The following is a 23,443-nucleotide window of genomic DNA, read 5'->3' as shown; positions in this document are numbered from 1 at the left end:
AAATACATGGAAGCAACACAGTAAAGAACAATTTTGAAAAGGGTCAATCAGGATTTTTGACCTACATGAAATTCAAAGCCGTAAGAGGGAAAGACTATGAATATGCTGACACTAGACAAAACAGAACTTCACAGAAACCATTCAACATTTATTGCTGAAGCTGTCTTTGCCGTAGAAATGGTGAAAGCAGACAAGCAGCTCGAAAAACAAAAAATGGCGAAACAGTTGCTTGATACTCTATTTCCTCTTGAGGCTGGTTCACACGAAGACGCAGTGAGCTATGAGATTGACTACCGACATGTTCAGGTTTACTTCAAAAATGGCGAACATACTGGCCTAAAACGAGCGAAGCACTTTGTTGCTTTCACCGGCGATAAGTCTAAGCCTTCAGCAATCCTATTTCGTGATGAAAGCGGTACACACGTTGAAGTGACAATCGGTGCTCGTAAAGGCACTGGCTACTTAGAATTGGTTGATATTCAAGATATCCAGTTAGAGACATGCACCACGTTTGGCCAAACTGAGGCGAGCCGTTCTTCTGGCATCCGTCACTGGGTGAGCTTAGTGAAAGGCGATGAGAGCGGTCGACCGAACGCTTCAAGTGAAGATAAAGAGTTCACGGCAAAAAATGGCGAAGACTATAACCTAGGTTTTTGCTTCGCCATCTAATGTGCTGTCTTTGAAATGTACTGTCTTTGAAATGTACAGTGCTGCTCTGCTAGACGTAGCACTGACATTTGAATACTGATTTCTCTTTTACCTTTGGTAATTTCCCCGCCCCTATAGCGGGGCTTTTTTGTTAGAGCTATAAATAAATTAGGCTGTTGTTGATTTTATCTTTAGAAAGTTTGAATGAGATTTTACGGTGCGTTATTTTAATTTAAAGTACTGTATTTAAAGATTTTTATTTGTTTATTTTATTCTGTTTTTATTGGCTTAACTATCACTATTGACGGTGGTTTGGGTGACTATTGAGCTAAAACTCAGTCAAAATGCTTTGAGCTGTGCTATAATCCGCGCCTTGGGATTGAGCCAATAAGTCCATTTGTCACCAATCATTGTGATTTTTATCGCCTTTTTATTTAGGTGATGCGGCGAGCCAATCAAGTAGTAATTGGATATGGAGAGCGTCCTTATATTCGTTGATTCGGATATGCGAACATCATAATTTATGAGTTTTAAATCAAAAAAATACAGTATTGATTCTACTGACTATCAAGTTGGTCAAGACAACGTCAGTAAATGGGGCATGGATGTCCATAACACAGTCTTCGTAGCCTCAGTAGGCTTATCTCTTCTCTTCATCATCACTCTTCTTGCTCTTCCTCCTGCAGATGCTAAAGCTGCTATTGATTCTATCAAGGGTGCTGTTTTATCAAAGTTTGACTTCCTCTTTATGTGGGGAGCTAACATCATGCTAGCGTTTGCCGTTGTTCTCGCGTTTTCACCTTTGGGTAAAATTCGTCTAGGTGGCGAAGACGCGACGGCGGATTACTCCATGTCATCTTGGATAGCAATGCTATTCGCAGCGGGTATGGGTATAGGACTTATTTTTTGGGGTGTTGCAGAGCCAACCGCGTTCTTCACGAACTGGTTCGGAACGCCACTCGGTGCAGAACCTTTTACAGAAGCTGGCCGCGAACTGGCACTCGGTGCGACACTGTTCCACTGGGGTTTTCATGCATGGGCTATCTATGGCATGACGGCACTTTGTCTAGCGTATTTTGTTTATAACAAAGGCTTGCCGCTATCTATGCGTTCTGTGTTTTACCCAATTTTGGGTGAGCGAGTGTGGGGCAAAACCGGTGATGTGATCGATGTACTGACGGTACTGGTTACATTGTTTGGCCTTGCGACTTCATTAGGCTTAGGCGGTACACAAGCAGCAAGTGGTATCAGCCATGTATTTGGCTTGGAAAACAACATCTTCCTTCAGCAATCTATTATCGTTCTGATCATGGGCTTGGCGATCATCTCTGTTCTACGTGGTATGGACGGTGGTGTTAAGTTCCTAAGTAACTTGAACATGGTTATTGCGTTCGTATTCCTTGGTCTTATCGCTATTCTGAACTTCACAACCGTACTTGATTCTGTGGCAACGGCGGTGACGGGTTATGCGAATAACATCGTAGCGTTGAGCCAAAGCTCTGGTCGTGAAGACACAACATGGCTGCATGGCTGGACTGTGTTCTACTGGGCATGGTGGGTTGCGTATGCACCTTTCTTCGGCATGTTTGTAGCGCGTATTTCTAAAGGCCGTACGGTTCGTGAGTTTTTACTTTGCGTACTGATTATCCCAACATTGGTAACGTCGGCTTGGATGGCTATCTTCGGCGGCGTGGCTATCGAGCAGGTGATTAATCATGTAGGGCAACTTGGCCTTGACCAAGGCATCACAGACGTGTCTCTAAGCTTGTTCTACATGCTAGATGCTTACTCGTTTGGTAGTATTCTGTCAGTTCTCGCAGTCGCGCTGATCATCGTGTTCTTCGTTACAACACTAGACTCAGGTTCTATTGTTATCGATGGTATGACTGCGGGTGGTAAGCTTGAAGTGCCAGTGAAGCAGAAAGTGGTTTGGGCGGTTATCTCAGGTGCTATTGCAATGGTGATGCTGTGGATTGGTGGTACTCAATCTATCCAAGCCCTGCAATCGATCACGATCATTGCTGCACTACCGTTTACGATCATTCTTCTGATTGGTTGTTTCAGCTTGTTGAAAGGTCTACTGACTGAAGTAGATAAAGGACAAGAAAACGTTAGCGAAACCGCTAAATAAAGTAATCAAGTATGGGGAGTAGATAGTTCTCTAGTTACTCCTTATTAAGTATTATTTCAAAGCTCTCTTGTACTGTGTGCAAGGGAGCTTTTTTATGCCCAAGAAGAAATCAAAGACAAGTAGAAAAGACAAAAAAAGAGCCATAAGTGAATCGTCACTTGTGGCTCTTTTTTAGTTTTAGGGATTAGCTTTAGGAGACTAGCTATTAGGGAACTCGCTATTAAGTGCTTGGTGCGAGGTCTTAAGTAGTCGCTTAAGCGTTTAATTCGTGTTGAATTACGTAATCCAAAGCACCGACTACCGCGGCAACCTGAGCGTCATTACACTCTTCGTCTGTCACTTTGTCGCTGTCTGGGTAAACCTCTGTGGTTGTACCGTACTTAGAATCAGTCACACCGCCACATAAGCCAAGCTTCTTCATTGGGTAGTTAATCACACCATGTTGGGTAACTTCAGAACCAATGATCTTGCCGTCTGCATCTGCTGGCGCAATGTGGGTTACTTTTTCAACTGAAGCGATGACAGCCGCTTGGAACTCAGGCTGTGGATTTTCTGTATCGCCAACCGTGTAGAAGCCGTCTGGAATCATACCTTCAATGTACTCAATACCATCACGCGCTGCGAGTGCTGGTCGGAATTCTGTTTCATCAGAATCCGTCGTCTCATGCAGATCAACGTGAACCAATACTTCTGGCAAAGAGGCCACTAAAGCTCGTAGGTTTGCTGATTCTTCTGCTGGCGTACCGTCATAGAAAGAGCGGTTTGGATCAACAGCATTTGGATTCCAGCGGTTGATCACTTCGTAACCCCAAGGGCTTACACAAGGTGCTACTACAATGTTGAAGTGCGCTGCGTATTGTTCTGCTTGAGTCGCGGCGAACTTGATCGCGCCGTGCACACCACTGGTTTCGTAACCGTGGACACCACCCGTGACAAGGATCGTCGGTTTTGACTCGTCCCAGTTTTTGCTCTTGATTGCAAAAAGCGGGAAGCGAGCTTCGTCGTAGCTTAGTGCGCCGTATTGTTCGATGTCGAAGCGGTCTGCGAGTGCTTGGATTTTTGGTACAACTTCTTGTTGATATTCACGCTTAACCGTTCTTTGAGCGAACCATGCTTGACGTTCTGCTTGTTGCCATTTTTGTCCAGGCTCACCGATTGGGTAGGAGTATTCACTTTTCATCTATACTTCTTCTTTTATGTTCGTGAAAGATGAAGACAGACTAGTCCTGTCTAGCTGAGACGGCAATAGAAAACACAACTTGTGACTCTATTTTTTACAGACTCATAACTTTGATGAGTGGATTGATGGTGTTACATTTTATCAATTGTTTAATCCCTTAAAAGAGACCATAAAATGGCTGGAGCAAGTTTATTAACGCTACTGGATGACATTGCAACCGTGTTGGATGATGTCGCACTGATGTCTAAGGTGGCAGCTAAAAAAACCGCTGGTGTGTTGGGGGATGATTTAGCGCTGAACGCTCAGCAGGTATCCGGTGTTTCTGCTGAAAGAGAAATCCCAGTGGTATGGGCGGTTGCCAAAGGCTCATTTAAAAACAAGCTGATTTTGGTGCCTGCGGCATTATTGATCAGTGCCTTTACTCCTTGGCTGATCATGCCTTTGCTTTTGCTTGGTGGTCTGTTTCTTTGTTTTGAAGGCGCAGAGAAAATCTTAGAGAAGCTGTTTCCTCATTCTCATCAAGATGATGAAAAGGGAGAGGATACGAGTACTGGCGAATCCATAGAGGAATATGAGAAGAGAAAAGTCGCAGGCGCGATTCGTACTGATTTCATATTATCTGCGGAAATCATCGTGATAGCTCTGGGTACCGTGACGGGTACAAGTATCGTCACTCAGATTCTTGTCGTGAGTTTGATTGCGGTTGTGATGACGATTGGTGTTTATGGCTTAGTGGCAGGGATCGTGAAGTTGGACGATTTAGGTTTCTATCTCCAGCGAACATCGAATGGGAGTGCCATTAAAACCCAATTGGGTAACGGGCTAGTCGCATTTGCGCCCAAGTTAATGAAGACGCTTGCTGTGGTCGGTACTGCGGCGATGTTCTTGGTTGGCGGCGGCATTGTGGTGCACAACGTTCCTGCGATTCATCACTTAATTGAGCCGATTATTATGGATTTTCGTGGACACACGATAGCGACAGCGGTTGTTCCAACTCTGTTGAATGGTGTTATTGGCGTCTTAGCTGGACTGAGCGTTGTTGCTGTTTGGACTGTGATTGGAAAAATTCGCGGTAAGTAATCCGCTCATTATTGGTCTTAATAAAACCCTCTCTCCACGAAACGAAAAAGGGGCACCATAATCATTATGGTGCCCCTTTTAGTCTAATAGGTCGTGTTTAATTAACACCACGCTCTTATTTTTCAATATGAGCGCTAATTTACCGACTAAGCGTTTATTTTACAGACCAAGTGTTTATTTCACAGACCAAGCAATCGTCTCGCCGCCACGGATTGGCACAACGATGTCTGAACCGAAAGGCATGGTTTCAGCAACGTTCCACTCTTCTTTAACAAGAGTGATGGTGTCCGTGTTACGTGGCATACCGTAGAAGTCAGGGCCGTTGTGGCTTGCAAACGCTTCTAGGTTCTCAATCTTACCTTCTAAGTCGAACACTTCTGCGTACAGTTCAACGGCAGCGTGCGCTGTGTAAGAACCCGCACAACCACATGCTGACTCTTTTGCGCCTTTTGCGTGTGGTGCAGAGTCTGTACCCAAGAAGAACTTCTTGCTGCCGCTTGTTGCCGCCTCGATAAGCGCTAATTGGTGAGTGTTGCGCTTCAGAATAGGAAGGCAGTAGAAGTGTGGCTTAATGCCGCCAACCAACATGTGGTTGCGGTTATAAAGCAAGTGGTGCGCTGTAATGGTTGCTGCTACGTTGTCGTTAGCATTCTTAACGAAAGTCGCTGCGTCTGCAGTCGTGATGTGCTCAAGAACAATCTTCAGGTTAGGGAAGTCGTTCACAATCGGTGCTAGAACCGTGTCTAGGAACTCTTTTTCACGGTCAAAGATATCAACATCGTGAGCCGTTACTTCACCGTGTACCAGTAGCAACATATCCACTTCTTGCATTGCTTCTAACACGTGGTAAATCTTTTGTGCTGACGTTACACCTGAATCAGAGTTAGTCGTCGCGCCCGCTGGGTAAAGCTTTGCAGCCACTACTGCACCAGACTCTTTCGCTTTGCGAATTTCTTCAGGTGTTGTGTTGTCTGTCAGGTAAAGTGCCATTAGAGGCTGGAATTGCTCGCTTGGCTGCTCTGCCATGATGCGTTCACGGTAAGCTAAAGCCATTTCGGTATCGGTTACCGGTGGGATGGTGTTTGGCATGATTAACGCTCGACCATTGTAGCGGCTGATATCGCGCACTGTATCTTTTAATACTTCGCCATCGCGTAGATGAACGTGCCAGTCGTCAGGACGAGTAATCGTAAGTTGTGTCATTGAAGGCTCCCACCATTTGAAGTGTTATGTAGTTGGAGCCTAAACTCAGCGAAATCTGTGAAAGCAATCGCTTACGTTTAGGCGACAGGATGATAGTGGAAAAGCACTTTCATTTCATCCTATTTTTAACTCTTCAGGGTTAGGAGCTTGTTTTTCTGAGTATTTTATTCGGTATTAATTCTCGGAGATGGTAGGAGGCGGGTTAGCGAGTCGCCACCCAGAGTCCGTGAATCATTCCTGGCACCCAGAAGAAGAAGGTCAGGATGATGTTAATCAATAGGTCTTTACCTGCACCACGAGCGAAGAACACGCCAACAGGCGGAAGTAGTACACATAAGATGATAATGACGAGTTTGTTCATGATAAATCCTTTTTATTCAATGAAAGTTCAAAGCAGCAATCGTGTTCAAAGTATAGAACGTATGGAGAGTGTTACTGCATTGCTGCCTTAATGTATCAAAATAGAAAGCTAAACATCTCAAGATAATAGCTTAGTATCAAGTGTTTAATGCCTGCCAGTTTATCTATTTATAACCATTTGTTAGCATTGGGACAAATAACAAAACATTGGAATCGTTATGTCGCAGCTACCGTCAGATCAAAAGGCTTCACAGCAAGTGCCTTCTCTATCTCAAATCAATGTATTTCCGGTTAAGTCAGTGGGCGGGATTGCACTCTCTTCTGCTTGGGTCGAAAAACAGGGCCTTACCTTCGACAGACGTTTTATGTTGGCGTTGGCTGACGGCTCAATGGTGACGGCACGTAAGTACCCTAAAATGGTCAAGGTATCTTCTAGTTTGCAACCAGATGGTTTGATCTTCACTTATGAAGGTAAAGAAGCGCTGCGCCTAAAGTATGCGAGCTTCAAGATGCAAGAAGCGCCAGCAACGGTGTGGAAAGACAGCTTCACGGCATACACGACATGTGATGAAGCCGATGATTGGTTCAGTGATGTGTTGGGCGTGCGCGTTGAGCTACTGTTTTCTGGTGAGCAATCGAATCGTGTCCGAGAAAAGCTCGGTCATAATGTGAGCTTTGCCGACGGTTACCCAATGTTAGTGATCAGCCAAGCCTCTCTTGATGAACTCAATCGCCGCAGCCCTGAAACCCATTCAATGGATCAGTTCCGCACCAACTTTGTTGTTTCCAACACAGAACCTTTTGCCGAAGATAGCTGGAAGCGTATCCGAATTGGTGAGGTTGAATTTGAATCCGTTAAGCCTTGTGAACGATGTATCCTAACCACGGTTGATGTTGAGAGTGGCGAACTTAGATCGACAAAAGAGCCGCTTAACACCTTTTCATCATTCAGAGCCAACGAGCGCGGTGGCGTTTTCTTTGGCCAAAACCTTGTGGCTAAAAATGAAGGCTTAGTCAAAGCCGGTGATGTTGTTGAACTATTAGAAACTAAAGAAAAAGAGCACTACGAAGATACATGGGTAGAATCGCTACATTTAACGTGTGTTGAGCGAGAAGAGATCGCTCGCGACTTCACGACGTTCTGGCTAGAGCCAGCGAAAGAGAACCATTCATTACCAAGCTATCAGCCAGGGCAACATCTACCGATTGAGATGGTAATTAATGGCGAAAAAGTGTCTCGTCGTTACACATTATCTTCGAGCCCATCACGCGCAGGGCGTTTAGCGATTTCTGTAAAGCGAGTGGACGATGGTCAAATCTCAAACTGGCTCAATGATCACTTCCAAGTGGGGGATACTCTTGTTGCTCAAAACCCAGATGGTGCTTTCTATCTAGAACAAAATCCAACGCACCCGTTACTACTATTATCCGCAGGTAGTGGCATTACGCCAATGCTGTCGATGCTTCGTTACCTAGCCGACCATGATCAAATTGATGATGTGGTTTTCTATCATCAATGTAGCAGCGAAGAGGACATTCCTTATCAAGCTGAGATTGATAAGATCGCCAGTGAGCATGCCGGCCTACGTGTGATTTATTCATTAAGTCAACCAACGAAAGAGTGGGAAGGTTTATCAGGACGTTTGAGCGTGTCTCATGTCGCTAAAATTGAAGAGCTACACAAGCGCCAAGCGTTCGTGTGTGGCCCTGACGGCTTTATGGATAATGCAAAGAAACTGCTGATTCAAATGGGACTCACCCCCCAGCATTACCACCAAGAAGCGTTTGGTGTCGCTCAGTCTACCGAAGAGGCGGTGAAGCAACTGCAATTGAGTGTCAATGGCTACTTGTTCGAAGGTAATAATCAGTCAACCCTACTAGAGCAAGCAGAGTCGGCGGGTGTGTCTATCGCTTCAAGCTGCCGTGCTGGTTTCTGTGGCGCTTGTAAAGTGACCCTCGAGTCTGGGCAAGTTCATCAACCTGATGTGCCTGCATTGCAAGAGCATGAACGCAATATGGGTCAGATACTGGCGTGTTGCAGTGTGCCTCAAACCGATATCGAAGTTGTGGATTAACGACACGTTCGGTCAAAAGGAAAAACACTAAATAGAAAAGGCCGGAAGTTCGTAAATGAGCTTCCGGCCTTTTTGATTCTGAGGCTAATTTAAAAATTAATCGTAGATCGTTGGGATTGGTTGACGCTTGTGCTGTGTTGCTTTGTAGATGCCAACTAAGCGATCTGATACGTCTTGAGAGACTTCTTTGCCTTCAAGGAAATCATCGATTTGATCGTAAGAAAGGTTCAATGCTGCTTCATCGGCTTTCTGAGGGTCAAGCTCTTCTAGATCAGCAGTTGGTACTTTCTTAACAAGTTGCTCTGGAGCGCCCAGCGTTGCTGCAAGCTCACGAACTTGGCGTTTGTTCAGGCCGAACAAAGGTGCTAAATCACATGCGCCGTCACCGTGCTTAGTGTAGAAGCCAGTAATGTTTTCCGCTGAGTGGTCGGTACCGATGACAAGACCACCAACGTAACCTGCGATTTCGTATTGTGCGATCATGCGAGCACGAGCTTTCACATTCCCTTTCACAAAGTCGATTTTTGCTGAATCTGTTGGCAGCAGGCCTGTGCCTTCAAGAGCAACATGAGATGCAGCGTGAAGCCCATCAACACCGGCTTTAATGTTGACAGAAACGGATTGAGAAGGCTGAATGAAAGATAGAGCAAGTTGTGCTTCATCTTCATCTTTTTGCTCACCATATGGTAGGCGAACGGCGATGAATTGGTAGTTGTCGCTACCAGCGCTTTCATTCAGGCTATTAACGGCCATTTGTGCTAAACGGCCACAAGTTGTCGAATCCACACCGCCACTGATACCAAGGATCAGAGACTTGCAGCCTGACTGCTGAAGTTTCGTTTTGATAAAGTCCACACGGCGAGTCACTTCGAAGTGAGGGTCAATTGAAGGTAGTACGCGCATTTCGTCACGAATTAACTGTTCCATTCGTATTCCTTTCCTGCAAGCAAATTAAAAATCTAGTGTTATCATACCTAAATCATCCGATTTAAAAACCTCTTTGCACAAGCTTAGAAAGAGAAGGCAGTAATAAATAATGGAAAAAATAGCCATTTTCGGTAGTGCGTTTAATCCGCCGAGCTTAGGGCACAAAAGTGTGATTGATTCGTTGGCTCACTTTGACAAAATTCTACTTGTTCCAAGTATTGCCCATGCTTGGGGAAAAGAGATGCTAGACTTTGATACGAGATGTCAGTTAGTTAACGCATTTATTAGCGATCTTTCACTGGATCAAGTTGAGCTTTCTTTGATCGAAAAAAGTTTGTTCACTCCAGGTGAAAGCGTGACGACTTACGCGGTGCTCAGTGAACTCCAAAAGTTACATCGTGACGCTGAACTGACGTTTGTTATTGGCCCAGATAACTTCTTTAAATTCTCATCTTTCTATAAATCAGATGAGATTACCAAGCAGTGGTCTGTGATGGCTTGCCCTGAAAAAGTAAAGATTCGTAGTACCGATATCCGCCTTGCTTTGCAAAGTGGGAGCAATGTGGCGAAATTGAGTACAAAGTCAGTTACAAAGATATTGCAAGATGGTGAACTGTATACAATAATGTAGATTCACTAATTTAAGAGGTCTGATGACTATGCTAAAGCGCGCGATACCAGCGACGATGATCATTGCAGCATGCAGTATGCCTGCTCACGCTGATTGTGATTTCTTTAGCTTAGATTCGATCATGCTGACTTCTGACGATGAAAATAACTGTTTAGACTTATCTACAAGCCTTGAATCCTTCGGTCAACGTATGATGGAGCTCAGTGGATTAAGCGAAGATGAACCTGAATCAACGGCAGACTATTGGTCTGATTGGGTTATTCAGAGCAAAGATGCGCCTCTATTAACTCAAAGCCTTGAATCTAACTACGTTGGATTAGGTATGTGGTTCCCAGAAGATCTCGAAGATGATCAGTATGATATGTCGACAGAAGAGTGGTTGATGAATCATGGCCTTCAATTAAGCATTGGCTTTGGTGATAAAGTAGAAGGGCAACCGCGCATGCGATTTGATTACCGTTGGCATGACTCACGAGACGCTGACCTAATGATGCAGGTTGAATTACCGTTCTAGACCGTTAGGTTATTAATCGATGCTAAGAATTAAAAAAGCCGCAAAAACTGAGTTTTTGCGGCTTTTTAGTATCTGGTTTGTTGCTTTCATATTAGCTATAACTTATCGCTAAGCTATAAATCTTCACCAAAAACAAGCATGCACAGCTGTTCAAACTCTTCTTCTTTGCCTGAGAACAAATCATCAATCACAAGTGCACGTTTCTGACCCGACTGCATACGTTTCTTTGCCTCGCGCATTACCATCACCAAGGTGTGTTCTTGCGGTAGGTTCGAGTCATCGATGTTCCACTGATTGAATCGCTGAGACAAAGCACTTTCGCAAAGCAGTGGCTTAAATGCCAACACTTCTTGCTTGAGAACAGAAAGCATATCTTTAAACGCTTGCTCCGTATTATTGGCATTTGAAGCGCGAGCTTTGGTTAGCTCCAACTTTTCCAGTAACGCAGAAGAGAGGTTGGTTTGCGTGATGTATCCTGCTTGTCTCGGGAATGAGTCGGTCAAACGAACTGAGAAATCGACACGATTAACCTGGGTGTTTGGAAAGTAGGTCAGTGATGTTAGGCAGTCATATGGAATCCATACACTCTGGCCTGGCTCGACGGCATACTCTTGCTTACCCAGCTTTATCAAAACCAAGCCACTTTGAACCGATACAAGGCTATGTTTAAGTACTTTTTTGCGAGGTGTGATCACCAAGTGTGAAAAGTAAGCCGATGTATATTCAATAGCGAAGTTCATAGATAGTACCTTAATTTTGGGGCGTCAAGATTACCGTTAATTTTAAAGAATGCCAACAATAACAGGGTATTTTCAATCTTTCTGGTCTGACCTTGTCAAAAGTATGGACTCTGTAGCTGCGAGAAGTCAAAACAACGCGTAGAATGAGCCAGATTTTTATTATTTGAATTAAAAAATGACCTCTCCGACCGATCCATATGTTGATATTCGTCCTTACGGCGATGATGAAATTCCAGCGGCACTAAACCGTCTTATTAATGATGAAGAATTTATCAGTGCGATACTGCACTATCGTTTTTCAAACCATGCGTCTTGGTTTAAAGCATTAATGAGTCCGATCTTGCGCGTTTACTTGAAAATGAAATGGAGCAAGCTGACCAGCGTTGAATCCATTCAGATTGAAGTTAAGAAATACTTGCGAGATACATTAGCGAAAACCACGAATGGTGTGACATACACAGGTGTAGAGTCACTGGACGCTAGTCAAGCTTACCTGTTTATTTCAAATCACCGTGATATTGCTATGGATCCGGCATTAGTTAACTACGCATTGCATCACAACAATCACCAAACTTGCCGTATTGCAATTGGTGACAACTTGTTGAAGAAACCATGTGCGACTGAACTGATGCGCCTTAATAAGAGCTTTATTGTAAAGCGTTCTTTAAAAGGGCCTCGTGAGATGATGAAAGCACTGGGGCAGTTGTCTTCGTACATCAAGCATTCTTTGGAAACGGGCAATTCTATCTGGATCGCTCAAAAGGAAGGCCGTGCAAAAGACGGCAATGATTTTACTGAGCCAGCAATCTTGAAGATGTTCCACGTTGAAGGTCGTAAGCAAAAAATCGCCTTCCCTGAATACGTGAAGTCGTTGAAGATCGTTCCTGTGTCTATTTCTTACGAAAACGATCCATGTGACATCGCGAAAGCGATCGAGCTTTTTGAAAAAGACGTAAACGGCAGTTACGAAAAGGGTGAATTTGAAGATATCGAAAGTATCATTCAAGGTATCATCGGCAATAAAGGACGTGTTCATGTTGGTTTCGGTCAGGTTATCGACCAAGATTTTGATACGCCTGAAGCGCTTGCTCAAGAGATCGACCGCCAGATCCACGACAACTACAAACTGTTTCCAGTAAACTTGCTGGCAGCGGAAAAAGAAGACGAGTCGATTACAGCAGCGGTTAAGCAGGAGTTTGAAGATAAACTATCTGGTTTGCCACAAGGTGCTCGTCAGTACTTGATCGACAGCTATGCGAATCCAGTGAAGAACATTGGTTAACGAGCGTTAGTTAGCTTGTGAGTTGAGTCGTAACTTGCTTGAATTGAAAAAGGAGCCTTGGGCTCCTTTTTTGTTTCTGAATTACTACTACTGCTACTGCTGTATTAGAGTTTTAGAGTTTTAGAGCTTTAGAGCTTTAGAGCTTCAGAGCATTAGAGTTTTAGGCTGAACTAGCGAGCGACAGCGCCACCAAGCTCTAGGCTGGTTGGCCACGTGGTAATCGTGTTACCACCGAGGTAGATATTACCTTTGACTGTCATGGTATCGGGAAATGTTGTAATCCCAGAACCGCCTATATATAAATCGCCATCAATCACTATCCCGTTTGGTAGCTCTGTCAAAGGCGTACGAATCACGCTCAGGTCGCCTTTCACTCTAAAGCCATTGGGCAGGCTCTGGAGGGGAGTATCCGTGAGGTTAATAAATCCGCCCACTCTCACACCTCTTGGCCAACTGGAAATCTGACTGCCAATCAAGTCGGCATAGCCTTTTATCTTCACTCCCGAGGGAACCCGCGAGAGTTGGCTGTTACCGCCTTTAAGACTTCCGTTTACTTCCAATCCTTTGGGTAGGCGGGTAATCGCAGTGTTCTCAATATTGAGGTTGCCATCAACGATTAACCCTGTTGGCAGTGATGTGTATGGCTTATTTCGTAAATATAAGTTTCCGTAATTATCCAGATGGTTCAATATTTGATACTGATCGAGTGGTTCAGCAGTCACATTTGTTATGGTTAAAGAACCAATAATAAGTGCAATTATTCGGAGCATAACAAGCTTCTTATTACGATAGACGTTAACACTATAAAGAAAAAATTATTCTCGCATAGTGTTTTACTCATTTGTTGGTAGGTAGAAAGGAATAAGAGACAATGAAAGGTAAATTTTCGGTTCGAATAAAGCATCAAATTCTAAAATGCTTTGTGATTCTGACCTCTGCGTTTTGTTCAATATCAGTAAGTGCTAATAAAATAATATCAACGCCTGCAAAAGCGGCAGTGGTTGTCACTCAGAGTACTTCACAGCAACGAGTTTGTTATTACAATGATAAGGCATATAGTGTTGGTGCTATCGTTGAGGTCACTGGTGTTGTGATTAAATGTGCGGCTGAAAATGACTTTGAGACCAATGGTGCTCTAGGTTGGGTTGAAATAATAAAAAAAGACGAGTAATAAACTCGTCTTTTAATTATATGAGCATAAGTGCTTATATTAACGCGCTAGAGAGCGAGTCTTAAGTTCGAAAATAATTTTCTCAGCGCTTACTTCAAATTTAAAGCGTGCGTGCAATTCTGTGCTGTCTTCAGTCATCTCTGATGCTTCAAATTCAACATTGCTAGACACCTGCTTTGCTAACTCAACGTACTTAGCTAATTCAGCTTCAATAAGTGCTTTGGAGTTGCCGTAAACCGTTACCTCAGCAACCTCGTCGCCTTCTTTAATGATGAAGCCAATTTCACCTGCGCAACCGCAAGCCTCACATACATCGTTGTTACCAATATCTTGGCTCATAAATAATCCTCTTACAAAGTCTGAGGTTATTCTAACGAGCAATTTGAACTGTATCTACAAAAATTAAAACCTTTGAACTAATTTATACTGGTATGCTATGTTGTTTGTTAAGGTGTTTAATGAATATCTACATTCGCGCCGATAAATATGTATGTGATTTACCTCACGTTTTGTTGAAAAGGAATGTTATTAATTTGTCAGAATATCATTCACTTAGTTGCGTCAGGAATGATTTTATAAGACTATCTATCGCTTGATAGGTATTTATACAATGAATTTTTCGTTGGGTATTTCATATTCGAAGTCGTTATTTAAAATTATCGACTTAGGATTGTAAGGTGATTTTCGAAGAATAATTAGACAAAGTGTCCAAAGAGACATCACTGTAAAATTGTTCGTACATAGTATTTGTGTGCATTTAGTTCTAAATACTTGCGAAAAAACATCTTGCTCACATAATGCTGATAACGATTTTCATTCTGACTTCATTTGATTGAGTTAGATGGATTTACAAAGAGAAGAGCCTGAATATGCCAAAGCGTAGTAAAGAAGATACAGAAATCACGATCCAGAAGATCATGGATGCCGTTGTGGACCAGCTATTGAGATTGGGTTACGACAAGATGTCATACACGACATTGAGTCAACAAACAGGCGTTTCTCGTACAGGTATTAGTCATCACTTTCCTAAGAAAACGGATTTTACTGCTGCTTTAGACGGTCGTATTTTCAAGATGTTTATGGAACACATTGACTTTGAAAATGGCCTTGACGCATTTTCAGCAAGCTGGGTTGCAGCACTTGAAGACGCTGAGTTCCTAGCAATTTTACGTTTACTTTTCCATCATATCGTTACTGCTGAGAGCGCTCATGAGTTCGCTGCAAACGGTATTGACCGTCTATACAAGCTGACTGAAACTCAGTTTGGTGATACTAGCGGTAAAGAACTAGAGTGGTTGATTGGTAAGTCATTGATTCGCATGAGTCAGTAATCAACACACGATAAAAGAAGCTCCTACGGGGGCTTTTTTTGTGTCTGCAATTTCTCTTTCTCTTTCGCTTTTTCTCTCGAACTCATATCGCTTCTGCTATCTTGCTTTGTGCCAAATGAAGTTATTTCTTTTCTTTTTATATGCTTACGCTCGAGTCTTACATTCCACCTCAATTGCGAAAAGCTTAGCAACACTAACTGATTATGTTTATTTCTAGAGCCTCAAACGCTCTGGGTGAGCCGTTTTATAGCTTATTGCTATGGTTACTAACAAAATTGAGTTTAAGGCGAGAGAGAGGCTGTGAGCCAATAAAAAAGCCTCGACTAAATCGAGGCTTTGAATGGTGTCGGCGTTAGAAGGAACGAATACTTTAAATGCGCCAGTTTTTTATTGCGTTTATTGTGCGGGATGAACCTGAGGGAAGCTCATGGTTGGGTGTTTTTCGACGATACTTTTGTATCCGTATACGTCTTCAATCATTGACGGCTTTAGCGCCTCCCAAGGACTTCCATCGCAAACTAAGTGTCCATCCTTCAATACCACTAATCGGTCGGAGTATTGAGCGGATAGGTTTAAGTCATGCAAAACTACGATAACCGCGGCATTGTGGTTGTCGGCTAGCTCTCTCGCGATCTTTAAGGTGTTGTGCTGGTGGGCAAGATCCAGTGCTGATGTGGGTTCATCAAGCATCAAGATACATTGGTCACCAGAATAGTGAAGCTGGGTTAGCACTCGAGCCAAGTGAACACGCTGTTTTTCACCGCCGGATAGCGAAGGGTAGAGCCTTTCACTCAGGTGAGTCACATCGGCAACATCCATTTTTTGACTAGCGATGTTGGTGAGGTTCTTGTTGGACTCTTGCAGAGGAATACCACCAAGCTCGACAACTTCATGTGCCAAAAATGGGAAGGTCAACGTACTGTGCTGAGGTAGCATAGCCAGATGCTTCGCCAATTTTTGAGAAGGCCACTTGTCTTTGGTGTGTCCAAAATATTGGATATCGCCGTTGCTTGATATCTCTTGGCACAAGGCTTTAAGTAACGTGCTTTTTCCTGCGCCATTTGGCCCAAGCAGTGTGGTTACCTTTCCTGCCTCAATCTCAATAGAAACGCCATCTAATATCACTTTGCTGCCGAACTTCACTTCGATATCGGTCGCTTTTAACGCTGAAGGAAACATTAAAGGATTCTCCCTTTCTGTTGAAATAGAAGGTACAAGAAGAATGGAGCGCCGATAATCGCGGTAACAATGCCCACAGGCAATTCTGCTGGTGCCAGTACCACTCGAGAGAACATGTCTGCGGCTGTTAGCAATAGTGCGCCTAGCACTGCTGACAATGGCAAAAGAACTCGGTGATCTGGGCCTGCCAACATACGACCTAAATGAGGGATAACGAGCCCGATGAAACCGATCATGCCAGACAGGCTCACTGTGATACCAACGCCCGCAGCTGTCAATAGAATGAGTTTTCGTTTGAGTTTTTGTACTGGAATGCCAAGGTGTTGCGCTTCTGACTCGCCTAAGAGCAGGGCATTCAGTGACATCGCTTGACGGTAAAAAACAATAAACAGTGCTACGAGCGTAACTGCAGCAAGCAAAATGCCTGACCACTTCGCTCCTGCTAGTGACCCCATCGACCATAACGAAAGATCACGCAGCATTTGGTCATCAGCGATGAAGTTTAAGAACCCAATACCAGCCCCAGAGAGCGCACTGATCGCCACACCCGCCAACAACATGATGGTTACTGAGGTTCCGAATTTACCCGTGCCCAGTTTATAGACCAAGAGTGTGGTTAAAGCGCCACCTAAAAAGGCAAACACAGGAACGGCCGCAAAATTCATGAAGGCCGGGTATTGCAATGAGAGTTCAGAGAAAAGAACAATAGCCAACGCTGCACCTAATGCCGCGCCTGCAGAGACACCGATGATCCCCGGCTCAGCAAGCGGGTTGCGGAATAGCCCCTGCATAACCGCACCACATAACGCGAGAATCGCGCCGATTAGCATGCACAAAATAGTTCTAGGTAAGCGAATCTCTTGAATCACTAAATTGATGTGTGGGGCTAAATCATTGTTTGGTTGGAGTAAGCTCGCTGCACTGTCAGCTAAGCTAATGTTCATTGGCCCAACGGTAATTGAGAACAGTGCGACGAAGACTAGGGTAGCCCCTAGGCCTAACATCGATGTTTTCAGTGGGACGGATCGTAGCAACATAAAGAGCCTCAATGTCTATCACCCGCTTCAATACTTATCACCGACTTCGCAAAAAACGAGACGGTGATGAGCATTAAGCAAGCAACAGTGGAAATAGGGTAGTTGAGTTATAGCGGGTAGATAAGTTATAACGGATAGATAAGAGCGTTTAATCGCTTGGCTTCTGAAAGGCTTTCGAGGCCAAGTCCGCCGACTAATGCACTGCCTTTTACGGTAATGATTTGTTTGTTCATGCCAGCAGGAGTCGCTGCTAACATAGGCAGCGATTTAAGAATAGCGTCAGCGCCGCCCATTTTTTGGTAGCTGCGGCCACTCACCAAGATGACATCAGGCTGCATTTCAACGAGTGATTCCATCGATAGTGGCTTGTAAGACGTTAGGCTTTTAGCCGCAGGGTTTACACCGCCAGCCAATTCAATGATCGCGTTTGGTGACGTTTCACCGCCAGCAACGTTTGCCGGGCGACCTTCATGCAATAACAGGAACAACACTTTCTTCGCTTCGTTGTTGGGTACTTGGTTTGCTTTTAGTGCCGCAATCTTCTTATTTACTTCAGCTTTGACTTGCTGTGAGTGAGCTTCGGTGTGGGTAATTTTTGCGATTTGGTCGATACGCTTTAATAACCCCTCAACGTTTGCTTCGGTATTGACGATCTCGACATCGACACCGGCAGATTTCAATTGAGAAATCGCGTTGTCAGGTCCCATTTCATCTGAGCCAATTAGTGTCGTTGGCTCTAAAGCAATCAAGCCTTCTGCTGAAAGGTTTCGGTGGTAACCAATCTTCGGCAGGTTCTCTGCTTGAGGGAAATGGCTGGTCACATCAATCGCCACTAACTGCTCTTCAGCGCCTAATGCCAAGACCAATTCAGTAACGGCACTGCCTGCACTTATGATTCGAGGTTGTTCTACGTCATTGGCCATTGCCGTTGGCGCAGTCAGTGCCAAGCTCATTGCAGCTACTGAAAGGAGATGTCTCTTGGTCGTTAATTTATTGAGCACGTTTAAGTTGTTCATAATCATTTCTTTATATTATCTACTTGTTTCGCGAAGATTCTCAGTGAGCAGTCCGTTCGCATTGTGAGTTCGTATCGATAGAGAGGTTTAGCTCTGCTTCTTTGGTGTTAGTCATCAAGAGCCTAACTTCATGAAAATAGAGAGTTGTTCTAGCCATCTTCAGTGAGCAATTGAGTCGCTGGTATTCCGTTCTCTTGAAGGAAAGACAGCAACTTCACTAGGTTCTCAACGTTGGCGGCTTTATCTGCACCAATGATGATCGGCTTCTTGTCTGATGTGCCTGTTTCTTCTAGCAATGCAATCTTGAAGTTTTCCCAGTCGATGTACTCTTGGCCGTTAATCGCCCAGTAGGGTTCGTGGACTAAGATATTGACGCTAATCGAATCTTTATGAACTTCAGAAACGTTCTTAATATCAGAGCTCGGCAGTTCGACTTCTAATGACTCCAACTTCACCGATGCTGTCAGCAGCAGGAATACCATCACGATAAAAATGATGTCGAGCAGCGGTGTTAAGTCCGGAGCCAAACTTTGTGTTTGAGATGAGTGGGGCGTTTTAATCATGCTTGTCTCACATCACCGACAGCGACTTTGTTTAATGATGAATCTTTAGTTTCGTCAGACTGATTAGTTTGAATCGACATGCCTTCTAACCACACATTCACATAATTCAAAGTATGTTCTAGCTGCGCCAAAACCCTATCGGCCCAAAGTCCAAGCAGTTGAGACCCTGAGATCGCAGGCAGTGCAATCATCAAACCTGCAGCTGTGGTTCTCATTGCTAAGCCAAGGCCGTCAGCTAGATCGTTAGGTGTAATACTTCCGGTGGTAGCAGCTACACCTTTGAACATCTCGATAAGACCAAGCACCGTACCAAGCAAGCCAATTAGTGGACTGATCACGCCGATTAAACCAAGCAACCTTAAACCTGCATGAAGCTGGTGGCGTTTTTCTTGTAGCCAGATGCCTGCTGCATCTTCACGTAGTCCTTTCGAAAAAGAGTGGTGAGCAAGCAACATCGAGACGCCCTTGTACAGCAGCGGTCTTTTCCCTGAAATAGACTGAGCAAGTGCTTCAATTTCTTTGCTGTTGGTTGGTGATATTTGATTGAGCTCGCGACGAATGGCGCGCTTGCCAACACCAATGCTTAGCATGACTTGGAAGACTCGTTCAGCGATGATCATTGCGGTTAATGCTGAACATATAAGAAGAGGCCAAGTCATTAAGCCAAGTTGATCTTGTAAGTAACTGATTTGTTGCATGATTAATCCAACCTAAAACGAACAGGTATTTGTACACGGTGAGCAATCGCTCGACCATTGACAGTGTGAGGTGAGAATTTCCATTGTTTAATGGCATCTAAAGCGGCGTTGTCGAGCATTAGTGCGCCTGATGAATTTACTAATGCTTGTTTAATCTGTTTGCCTTCAGCGTCTAACCAGACCTCATAAGTTGCGACACCTTCAACCCCACGACGTCTAGCTTGGCGCGGGTAATTCGGTGGTGTCGGGCGTGAAGAAAACGAAGGCTTAGTGACTAGCACAGGCTCTTGGTTTGATACGCCTTGGTTTACTTGCTGAGGTTGGTTGGCAGACTCAGCCAGATTTCTATCGACTTTCTTGTCGGCCAGTTTTTCTGGTTGAGGCGTTGGTTTGGACTTTGGTTCTGGGCGTTCTTTCTTAACGACCTTTTTCTGAGTCACTGGTTTCTTTTGAATCGGCTTCTTCTCGACTCTCTTTTCAACAACCTTTTTCTCTACTTTCTTGGGTTGAGGCTTATTGGTGATCGCTTTTTTCTTTGGCGTCGGTTTGGCTTGCTTTGGCTCAACGGCCTTGGGTTCGACAGGTTTAGGTTCAGCTTGTGAGACCGTTTCTTTGATTGGTTCTGGTTCAACCGGCTCTGTGATGGTTTTTTGTTGAGCTGGAGAAGGCGTGCTCTTGGGAGTGAAGTTGATCGATACCGTGTTCGATTGGCTACCTGCAGGCATCGCGAATACTTTGGATTCTTGAGCGACAAATAATAGCGCCGCATGAATCACTAACGATGCACCGCCTGCAATAACATATCTAGGAACGTTCACACTCAATCCTTTACCAAATCCAAAATCTGTATCGGATTATTGCCTAGAATCTAAATAAGATCAATTATCAATTGCATTATCATTTGCGTCTATTTATGATTATTTCAGTTTTAGCGAATAGTCTTCCAGACTTTGCTATGTAAGTGTTTAGAGAGATTATATGAGTCTTAATATCTATAAGTATGACGAATCAATCTTGGGTGTTTCTAGCCCTGATCCGCTTCGTTTTGCGTTTGCTAAAAAGCATTCTGCCCATGCCGGAGGAAGTTCAATTCCGGTCGACCCGAGTAAGAAGTTAGAACTCTTTGACGAACTGATGCTGAGTGAAGGGAAAAAACAGGATAAGCGTTGCTTGTATATCCACATTCCTTTTTGTCGCGTGCGCTGTACGTTCTGCAATTTCTTCCAAAATGCCGCAAGCCGTAAATTAGTGGATGAGTATTTCGATGCACTGATGGTCGAGCTAAAGCAGAAAGCCAAAACACCTTGGGCTCAGTCTGGACTATTTCACGCTGTCTATATTGGTGGCGGAACACCCACCGATTTGTCTCCTCAACAAGTTGAGCAGCTTGGTAAAGCCATTCGTCAATATTTCCCACTAGCAAACGATGTGGAAATGACCTTGGAAGGACGCATCAATCGCTTTGGCGACGAGATGTTTGATCGTGCGCTTGAAGGTGGTTTCAATCGCTTCTCATTCGGTATTCAAAGTTTTAACACTCAGGTTCGACGCAGTGCTAAGCGCTTGGATGACCGAGAAGTGGTGTTGGAACGTATCAGTTCACTGAGCCGCACTGAACAAGCTCCGATCGTTCTTGATTTGCTGTACGGATTACCGCACCAGTCTATGGAAGTGTTCCAACAAGATTTAGAAGACTACATGTCTACTGGCGCACACGGCATTGACCTCTACCAACTGATTGTTTCGGGCAATGCTCCTATGCTGAATCTCGTTGAGAAAGGAAAAATACCACCACCGGCCAATACGCCAGATAAGGCGAGTATGTATTTGGCGGGTGTTGAGTTCATGGCAAAAAATAAGGTCAAGCAACTGAGCGTGAATCACTGGACTCGTGATAATCGCGAACGCAGCATTTACAACAGCTTAGCGAAAACCTACGCCGAAGTTCTGCCTATTGGTTGTGGCGCTGGTGGCAACATTGGTGGCCACGGTGTAATGCAACATCGAACTTTAGACAGCTACATGGAGTCTATAAAGCAAGGTCAATTGCCTATAGCCATGATGACCAAGCAAAGCTCATTAGAGCCAAGCTTCTCTTCATTGAAGGCAGGTTTTGATTCTGGTGTTGTTAGAAGAAGCACATTACCGACCTTTATGGGACAAGACACGTTCGACTACCTAAAGCCTTTGTTCGCGCATTGGGAGAAGAACGGTTTAGTTGAGCTTTCAGAAGATTATCTGAGCCTGACTATTGCTGGCAGCTTCTGGGCAGTAAGCCTAGCGCAGAGTGTAATTCAAGTGCTTAACGCTGAATATCAAGCGATGCACCCAGCGCCGAAAGTGTCAGGTTCGGGCGTTCACCCGCATGCAAGCTTGAAGCACGCTTAATATCGAATTTTTAGTTTATAACTTACGTAAATTACTCGTTTATACGGAACCTATTCAATGACAGATACAACATTAGAAATGACAGAAACTCTAGAACAAAGCGTAGCTCGAATTTTAGAAGAAGAGCCAAAACTACTGCCGACAGCAATTGCTGAGAAGCTAGGTGTTTCAGAGGTTGAAGTGGTTGCTGCTTTTCCAAACGATATGGCGGTAATGCTAGATGGCAGCCGTGCTCAAGAGATTCTAGAAGGTTTGGTTGGTTGGGGCCCAGTGACCACAATTATGCATTCATTCGGCTCAATCTTCGAAGTAAAAGCGCCATTCCCGAAAGGTAAAGTCGCGCGTGGTTACTACAACTTGATGGGCAAAGAGGGCGAGCTTCATGGCCACCTGAAACTCGACAACATCAAACACGTTGGTTTGGTGAGCAAGGCGTTCATGGGTCGTGAAAGTCATTACTTCGGTTTCTTCAGTGAAACGGGCGAGAACATTTTTAAGATCTACCTAGGCCGCAATGAAAAGCGTGAACTTATTGCCGACCAAGTTGAACGCTTCAAAGCACTAAAAGAACAAGCTTAACCAGACTTAACGGCAAGCTTAAATAAGGTTGCCTAATCGCTTAAATAGTACATCAATGCTCGAGGATCGTTTAGTTCGCTGATGATCGCTCAACCTCGGGCAAAAATAATAAATCAGAGAAAGTGAAGAAAGGAATTACCCATGGAACACCAAGTAAAACAAGAACGTCTACAAGGTCGCCTAGGTCCAGAAATTAAAGAGTTTCGCCAAGAGCGCCGTACCCTTCAACTTGCAACGGTTGATGAAGAAGGTCGCCCGAACGTAAGTTACGCGCCTTTCGTTCAGAACCAAGAAGGTTACTTTGTTCTCATTTCTGATATTGCTCGTCATGCTCGTAACTTGAAAGCGAACCCTCAAGTCTCTTTGATGATGATCGAAGACGAAGAGAGCTCGAAGCAGCTTTACGCGCGTAAGCGTTTAACGTTTGATGCTCAAGCAAGTGTTGTGGAGCGTGAAACGGAACTTTGGACTCAAGTGATCGGCCAGATGCAAGAGCGTTTTGGTGAAATCATTGATGGTTTGAGTCAGCTTCAAGATTTCTCTCTGTTCAACCTTAAAGCAGAGAATGGACTGTTCGTGAAAGGCTTTGGTCAGGCATACCAAGTGTCTGGCGACGATCTGGTGGATTTCGTTCACCTACAAGAAGGCCACAAAAAAGTATCTAACGAGTAATCTCGTTTAACTGATTTCTTCAGGAGCCCTCCAATGTG

The 23,443-nt window shown here is 44.3% G+C and carries 25 protein-coding genes; 12 read left to right on the top strand and 13 right to left on the bottom strand.

What is annotated here, in order from left to right; translation table 11 throughout:
* Positions 1 to 96 precede the first annotated feature (96 nt).
* On the top strand, positions 97 to 669 hold the full coding sequence (locus OCU90_RS22265) for an aldolase/citrate lyase/malate synthase family protein (protein ID WP_017094519.1): 573 nt from the start codon (positions 97 to 99) through the stop codon (positions 667 to 669).
* A 502-nt stretch (positions 670 to 1,171) separates the two neighbouring features.
* Complete coding sequence (locus OCU90_RS22260; RefSeq protein ID WP_061022093.1) at positions 1,172 to 2,779, top strand: BCCT family transporter; 1,608 nt, start codon at positions 1,172 to 1,174, stop codon at positions 2,777 to 2,779.
* A 253-nt stretch (positions 2,780 to 3,032) separates the two neighbouring features.
* On the opposite strand, the gene OCU90_RS22255 is transcribed toward OCU90_RS22260, so the two are convergent.
* Complete coding sequence (locus OCU90_RS22255) at positions 3,033 to 3,959, bottom strand: M14 family metallopeptidase (protein ID WP_061022092.1); 927 nt, start codon at positions 3,957 to 3,959, stop codon at positions 3,033 to 3,035.
* A gap of 174 nt (positions 3,960 to 4,133) precedes the next feature.
* Between OCU90_RS22255 and OCU90_RS22250 the strand changes: the two genes are divergently transcribed.
* Entirely contained in the window at positions 4,134 to 5,039 is a 906-nt protein-coding gene (locus tag OCU90_RS22250) for a DUF808 domain-containing protein (RefSeq protein ID WP_061022089.1), read from the top strand.
* A gap of 174 nt (positions 5,040 to 5,213) precedes the next feature.
* On the opposite strand, the gene pyrC is transcribed toward OCU90_RS22250, so the two are convergent.
* Both pyrC and OCU90_RS22240 read right to left on the bottom strand, forming a co-directional pair.
* Complete coding sequence (pyrC, locus tag OCU90_RS22245; protein WP_061022086.1) at positions 5,214 to 6,242, bottom strand: dihydroorotase; 1,029 nt, start codon at positions 6,240 to 6,242, stop codon at positions 5,214 to 5,216.
* 202 nt (positions 6,243 to 6,444) lie between these two features.
* A complete protein-coding gene (locus tag OCU90_RS22240; RefSeq protein WP_004731890.1) occupies positions 6,445 to 6,603 on the bottom strand; it encodes a YqaE/Pmp3 family membrane protein in 159 nt (52 codons plus the stop codon).
* A gap of 217 nt (positions 6,604 to 6,820) precedes the next feature.
* Here OCU90_RS22240 and OCU90_RS22235 point away from each other — a divergent pair, with 217 nt between their 5' ends.
* Positions 6,821 to 8,677 carry a hybrid-cluster NAD(P)-dependent oxidoreductase gene (locus OCU90_RS22235; RefSeq protein WP_061022084.1) on the top strand — a complete coding sequence of 619 codons (1,857 nt, stop codon included), beginning with the start codon at positions 6,821 to 6,823 and terminating at the stop codon, positions 8,675 to 8,677.
* Positions 8,678 to 8,773: 96 nt separating this feature from the next.
* Here the strand turns inward: OCU90_RS22235 and nadE are convergent, their stop codons facing one another.
* Positions 8,774 to 9,604, bottom strand: a complete 831-nt coding sequence (gene nadE, locus OCU90_RS22230; protein ID WP_004731887.1) for an ammonia-dependent NAD(+) synthetase — start codon at positions 9,602 to 9,604, stop codon at positions 8,774 to 8,776.
* Between the two features lie 109 nt (positions 9,605 to 9,713).
* Between nadE and OCU90_RS22225 the strand changes: the two genes are divergently transcribed.
* Together OCU90_RS22225 and OCU90_RS22220 are read left to right on the top strand one after the other, a co-directional pair.
* Positions 9,714 to 10,235: a nicotinate-nicotinamide nucleotide adenylyltransferase gene (locus OCU90_RS22225; RefSeq protein ID WP_004731885.1), complete on the top strand. Its 522-nt coding sequence runs from the start codon at positions 9,714 to 9,716 to the stop codon at positions 10,233 to 10,235.
* Between the two features lie 22 nt (positions 10,236 to 10,257).
* Positions 10,258 to 10,749, top strand: a complete 492-nt coding sequence (locus OCU90_RS22220; RefSeq protein ID WP_004731883.1) for a hypothetical protein — start codon at positions 10,258 to 10,260, stop codon at positions 10,747 to 10,749.
* A 113-nt stretch (positions 10,750 to 10,862) separates the two neighbouring features.
* Here the strand turns inward: OCU90_RS22220 and OCU90_RS22215 are convergent, their stop codons facing one another.
* Positions 10,863 to 11,489, bottom strand: coding sequence for a hypothetical protein (locus OCU90_RS22215; protein WP_017077381.1), 627 nt, complete (start codon positions 11,487 to 11,489; stop codon positions 10,863 to 10,865).
* A 175-nt stretch (positions 11,490 to 11,664) separates the two neighbouring features.
* Between OCU90_RS22215 and OCU90_RS22210 the strand changes: the two genes are divergently transcribed.
* Positions 11,665 to 12,771, top strand: coding sequence for a 1-acyl-sn-glycerol-3-phosphate acyltransferase (locus OCU90_RS22210; RefSeq protein ID WP_029222283.1), 1,107 nt, complete (start codon positions 11,665 to 11,667; stop codon positions 12,769 to 12,771).
* A 170-nt stretch (positions 12,772 to 12,941) separates the two neighbouring features.
* Here the strand turns inward: OCU90_RS22210 and OCU90_RS22205 are convergent, their stop codons facing one another.
* Positions 12,942 to 13,541 carry a hypothetical protein gene (locus tag OCU90_RS22205; protein ID WP_017081422.1) on the bottom strand — a complete coding sequence of 200 codons (600 nt, stop codon included), beginning with the start codon at positions 13,539 to 13,541 and terminating at the stop codon, positions 12,942 to 12,944.
* 101 nt (positions 13,542 to 13,642) lie between these two features.
* On the opposite strand from OCU90_RS22205, the gene OCU90_RS22200 reads away from it, so the two are divergent.
* The gene (locus OCU90_RS22200) at positions 13,643 to 13,942 is read left to right on the top strand and encodes a DUF1496 domain-containing protein (protein ID WP_054541830.1); all 300 of its coding nucleotides are present in this window, start codon (positions 13,643 to 13,645) and stop codon (positions 13,940 to 13,942) included.
* 39 nt (positions 13,943 to 13,981) lie between these two features.
* Here OCU90_RS22200 and OCU90_RS22195 read toward each other — a convergent pair whose 3' ends face one another.
* Positions 13,982 to 14,281 carry a YfcZ/YiiS family protein gene (locus tag OCU90_RS22195; protein WP_004731876.1) on the bottom strand — a complete coding sequence of 100 codons (300 nt, stop codon included), beginning with the start codon at positions 14,279 to 14,281 and terminating at the stop codon, positions 13,982 to 13,984.
* 530 nt (positions 14,282 to 14,811) lie between these two features.
* Between OCU90_RS22195 and OCU90_RS22190 the strand changes: the two genes are divergently transcribed.
* The gene (locus tag OCU90_RS22190) at positions 14,812 to 15,273 is read left to right on the top strand and encodes a TetR/AcrR family transcriptional regulator (RefSeq protein ID WP_004731875.1); all 462 of its coding nucleotides are present in this window, start codon (positions 14,812 to 14,814) and stop codon (positions 15,271 to 15,273) included.
* Between the two features lie 396 nt (positions 15,274 to 15,669).
* On the opposite strand, the gene OCU90_RS22185 is transcribed toward OCU90_RS22190, so the two are convergent.
* From OCU90_RS22185 to OCU90_RS22160, 6 genes are all read right to left on the bottom strand, one after another.
* A complete protein-coding gene (locus OCU90_RS22185; RefSeq protein ID WP_061022083.1) occupies positions 15,670 to 16,452 on the bottom strand; it encodes a heme ABC transporter ATP-binding protein in 783 nt (260 codons plus the stop codon).
* A complete protein-coding gene (locus tag OCU90_RS22180) occupies positions 16,452 to 17,489 on the bottom strand; it encodes a FecCD family ABC transporter permease (protein WP_029222281.1) in 1,038 nt (345 codons plus the stop codon). The genes OCU90_RS22185 and OCU90_RS22180 overlap by 1 nt, the downstream gene beginning before the upstream one ends.
* A gap of 125 nt (positions 17,490 to 17,614) precedes the next feature.
* Positions 17,615 to 18,505, bottom strand: a complete 891-nt coding sequence (locus OCU90_RS22175; RefSeq protein ID WP_061022081.1) for a heme/hemin ABC transporter substrate-binding protein — start codon at positions 18,503 to 18,505, stop codon at positions 17,615 to 17,617.
* Between the two features lie 149 nt (positions 18,506 to 18,654).
* Positions 18,655 to 19,068, bottom strand: a complete 414-nt coding sequence (locus OCU90_RS22170) for an ExbD/TolR family protein (protein WP_061022079.1) — start codon at positions 19,066 to 19,068, stop codon at positions 18,655 to 18,657.
* Positions 19,065 to 19,766: a MotA/TolQ/ExbB proton channel family protein gene (locus tag OCU90_RS22165; protein ID WP_017081907.1), complete on the bottom strand. Its 702-nt coding sequence runs from the start codon at positions 19,764 to 19,766 to the stop codon at positions 19,065 to 19,067. Before OCU90_RS22165 ends, OCU90_RS22170 begins: the two co-directional genes overlap by 4 nt.
* Positions 19,767 to 19,768: 2 nt before the next feature.
* Positions 19,769 to 20,584, bottom strand: a complete 816-nt coding sequence (locus tag OCU90_RS22160) for an energy transducer TonB (protein ID WP_061022078.1) — start codon at positions 20,582 to 20,584, stop codon at positions 19,769 to 19,771.
* A 160-nt stretch (positions 20,585 to 20,744) separates the two neighbouring features.
* On the opposite strand from OCU90_RS22160, the gene hutW reads away from it, so the two are divergent.
* The 3 genes from hutW to hutZ all read left to right on the top strand — a co-directional run bounded on the left by hutW (position 20,745) and on the right by hutZ (position 23,405).
* Positions 20,745 to 22,154 carry a heme anaerobic degradation radical SAM methyltransferase ChuW/HutW gene (gene hutW, locus OCU90_RS22155; protein WP_061022076.1) on the top strand — a complete coding sequence of 470 codons (1,410 nt, stop codon included), beginning with the start codon at positions 20,745 to 20,747 and terminating at the stop codon, positions 22,152 to 22,154.
* Positions 22,155 to 22,211: 57 nt separating this feature from the next.
* The gene (gene hutX, locus OCU90_RS22150) at positions 22,212 to 22,733 is read left to right on the top strand and encodes a heme utilization cystosolic carrier protein HutX (RefSeq protein WP_029405101.1); all 522 of its coding nucleotides are present in this window, start codon (positions 22,212 to 22,214) and stop codon (positions 22,731 to 22,733) included.
* A 141-nt stretch (positions 22,734 to 22,874) separates the two neighbouring features.
* Entirely contained in the window at positions 22,875 to 23,405 is a 531-nt protein-coding gene (gene hutZ / locus OCU90_RS22145; RefSeq protein ID WP_061022074.1) for a heme utilization protein HutZ, read from the top strand.
* The last annotated feature ends 38 nt before the right edge of the window (positions 23,406 to 23,443 follow it).

The organism is Vibrio splendidus, from assembly GCF_024347615.1.
Taxonomy (GTDB): domain Bacteria; phylum Pseudomonadota; class Gammaproteobacteria; order Enterobacterales; family Vibrionaceae; genus Vibrio; species Vibrio splendidus.
The sequence above is the reverse complement of the archived record's forward strand: the minus strand, read 5'-3'. Positions and strand labels throughout refer to the sequence as shown.

What these genes read in the sequence shown, in the direction of transcription:
- OCU90_RS22265 (WP_017094519.1), top strand. Translation starts at nt 97, where the DNA reads ATGAATATGCTGACACTAGACAAAACAGAACTTCACAGAAACCATTCA.
- OCU90_RS22260 (WP_061022093.1), top strand. Translation starts at nt 1,172, where the DNA reads ATGAGTTTTAAATCAAAAAAATACAGTATTGATTCTACTGACTATCAA.
- OCU90_RS22255 (WP_061022092.1), bottom strand. Translation starts at nt 3,959, where the DNA reads ATGAAAAGTGAATACTCCTACCCAATCGGTGAGCCTGGACAAAAATGG.
- OCU90_RS22250 (WP_061022089.1), top strand. Translation starts at nt 4,134, where the DNA reads ATGGCTGGAGCAAGTTTATTAACGCTACTGGATGACATTGCAACCGTG.
- pyrC (WP_061022086.1), bottom strand. Translation starts at nt 6,242, where the DNA reads ATGACACAACTTACGATTACTCGTCCTGACGACTGGCACGTTCATCTA.
- OCU90_RS22240 (WP_004731890.1), bottom strand. Translation starts at nt 6,603, where the DNA reads ATGAACAAACTCGTCATTATCATCTTATGTGTACTACTTCCGCCTGTT.
- OCU90_RS22235 (WP_061022084.1), top strand. Translation starts at nt 6,821, where the DNA reads ATGTCGCAGCTACCGTCAGATCAAAAGGCTTCACAGCAAGTGCCTTCT.
- nadE (WP_004731887.1), bottom strand. Translation starts at nt 9,604, where the DNA reads ATGGAACAGTTAATTCGTGACGAAATGCGCGTACTACCTTCAATTGAC.
- OCU90_RS22225 (WP_004731885.1), top strand. Translation starts at nt 9,714, where the DNA reads ATGGAAAAAATAGCCATTTTCGGTAGTGCGTTTAATCCGCCGAGCTTA.
- OCU90_RS22220 (WP_004731883.1), top strand. Translation starts at nt 10,258, where the DNA reads ATGACTATGCTAAAGCGCGCGATACCAGCGACGATGATCATTGCAGCA.
- OCU90_RS22215 (WP_017077381.1), bottom strand. Translation starts at nt 11,489, where the DNA reads ATGAACTTCGCTATTGAATATACATCGGCTTACTTTTCACACTTGGTG.
- OCU90_RS22210 (WP_029222283.1), top strand. Translation starts at nt 11,665, where the DNA reads ATGACCTCTCCGACCGATCCATATGTTGATATTCGTCCTTACGGCGAT.
- OCU90_RS22205 (WP_017081422.1), bottom strand. Translation starts at nt 13,541, where the DNA reads ATGCTCCGAATAATTGCACTTATTATTGGTTCTTTAACCATAACAAAT.
- OCU90_RS22200 (WP_054541830.1), top strand. Translation starts at nt 13,643, where the DNA reads ATGAAAGGTAAATTTTCGGTTCGAATAAAGCATCAAATTCTAAAATGC.
- OCU90_RS22195 (WP_004731876.1), bottom strand. Translation starts at nt 14,281, where the DNA reads ATGAGCCAAGATATTGGTAACAACGATGTATGTGAGGCTTGCGGTTGC.
- OCU90_RS22190 (WP_004731875.1), top strand. Translation starts at nt 14,812, where the DNA reads ATGCCAAAGCGTAGTAAAGAAGATACAGAAATCACGATCCAGAAGATC.
- OCU90_RS22185 (WP_061022083.1), bottom strand. Translation starts at nt 16,452, where the DNA reads ATGTTTCCTTCAGCGTTAAAAGCGACCGATATCGAAGTGAAGTTCGGC.
- OCU90_RS22180 (WP_029222281.1), bottom strand. Translation starts at nt 17,489, where the DNA reads ATGTTGCTACGATCCGTCCCACTGAAAACATCGATGTTAGGCCTAGGG.
- OCU90_RS22175 (WP_061022081.1), bottom strand. Translation starts at nt 18,505, where the DNA reads ATGAACAACTTAAACGTGCTCAATAAATTAACGACCAAGAGACATCTC.
- OCU90_RS22170 (WP_061022079.1), bottom strand. Translation starts at nt 19,068, where the DNA reads ATGATTAAAACGCCCCACTCATCTCAAACACAAAGTTTGGCTCCGGAC.
- OCU90_RS22165 (WP_017081907.1), bottom strand. Translation starts at nt 19,766, where the DNA reads ATGCAACAAATCAGTTACTTACAAGATCAACTTGGCTTAATGACTTGG.
- hutW (WP_061022076.1), top strand. Translation starts at nt 20,745, where the DNA reads ATGAGTCTTAATATCTATAAGTATGACGAATCAATCTTGGGTGTTTCT.
- hutX (WP_029405101.1), top strand. Translation starts at nt 22,212, where the DNA reads ATGACAGATACAACATTAGAAATGACAGAAACTCTAGAACAAAGCGTA.
- hutZ (WP_061022074.1), top strand. Translation starts at nt 22,875, where the DNA reads ATGGAACACCAAGTAAAACAAGAACGTCTACAAGGTCGCCTAGGTCCA.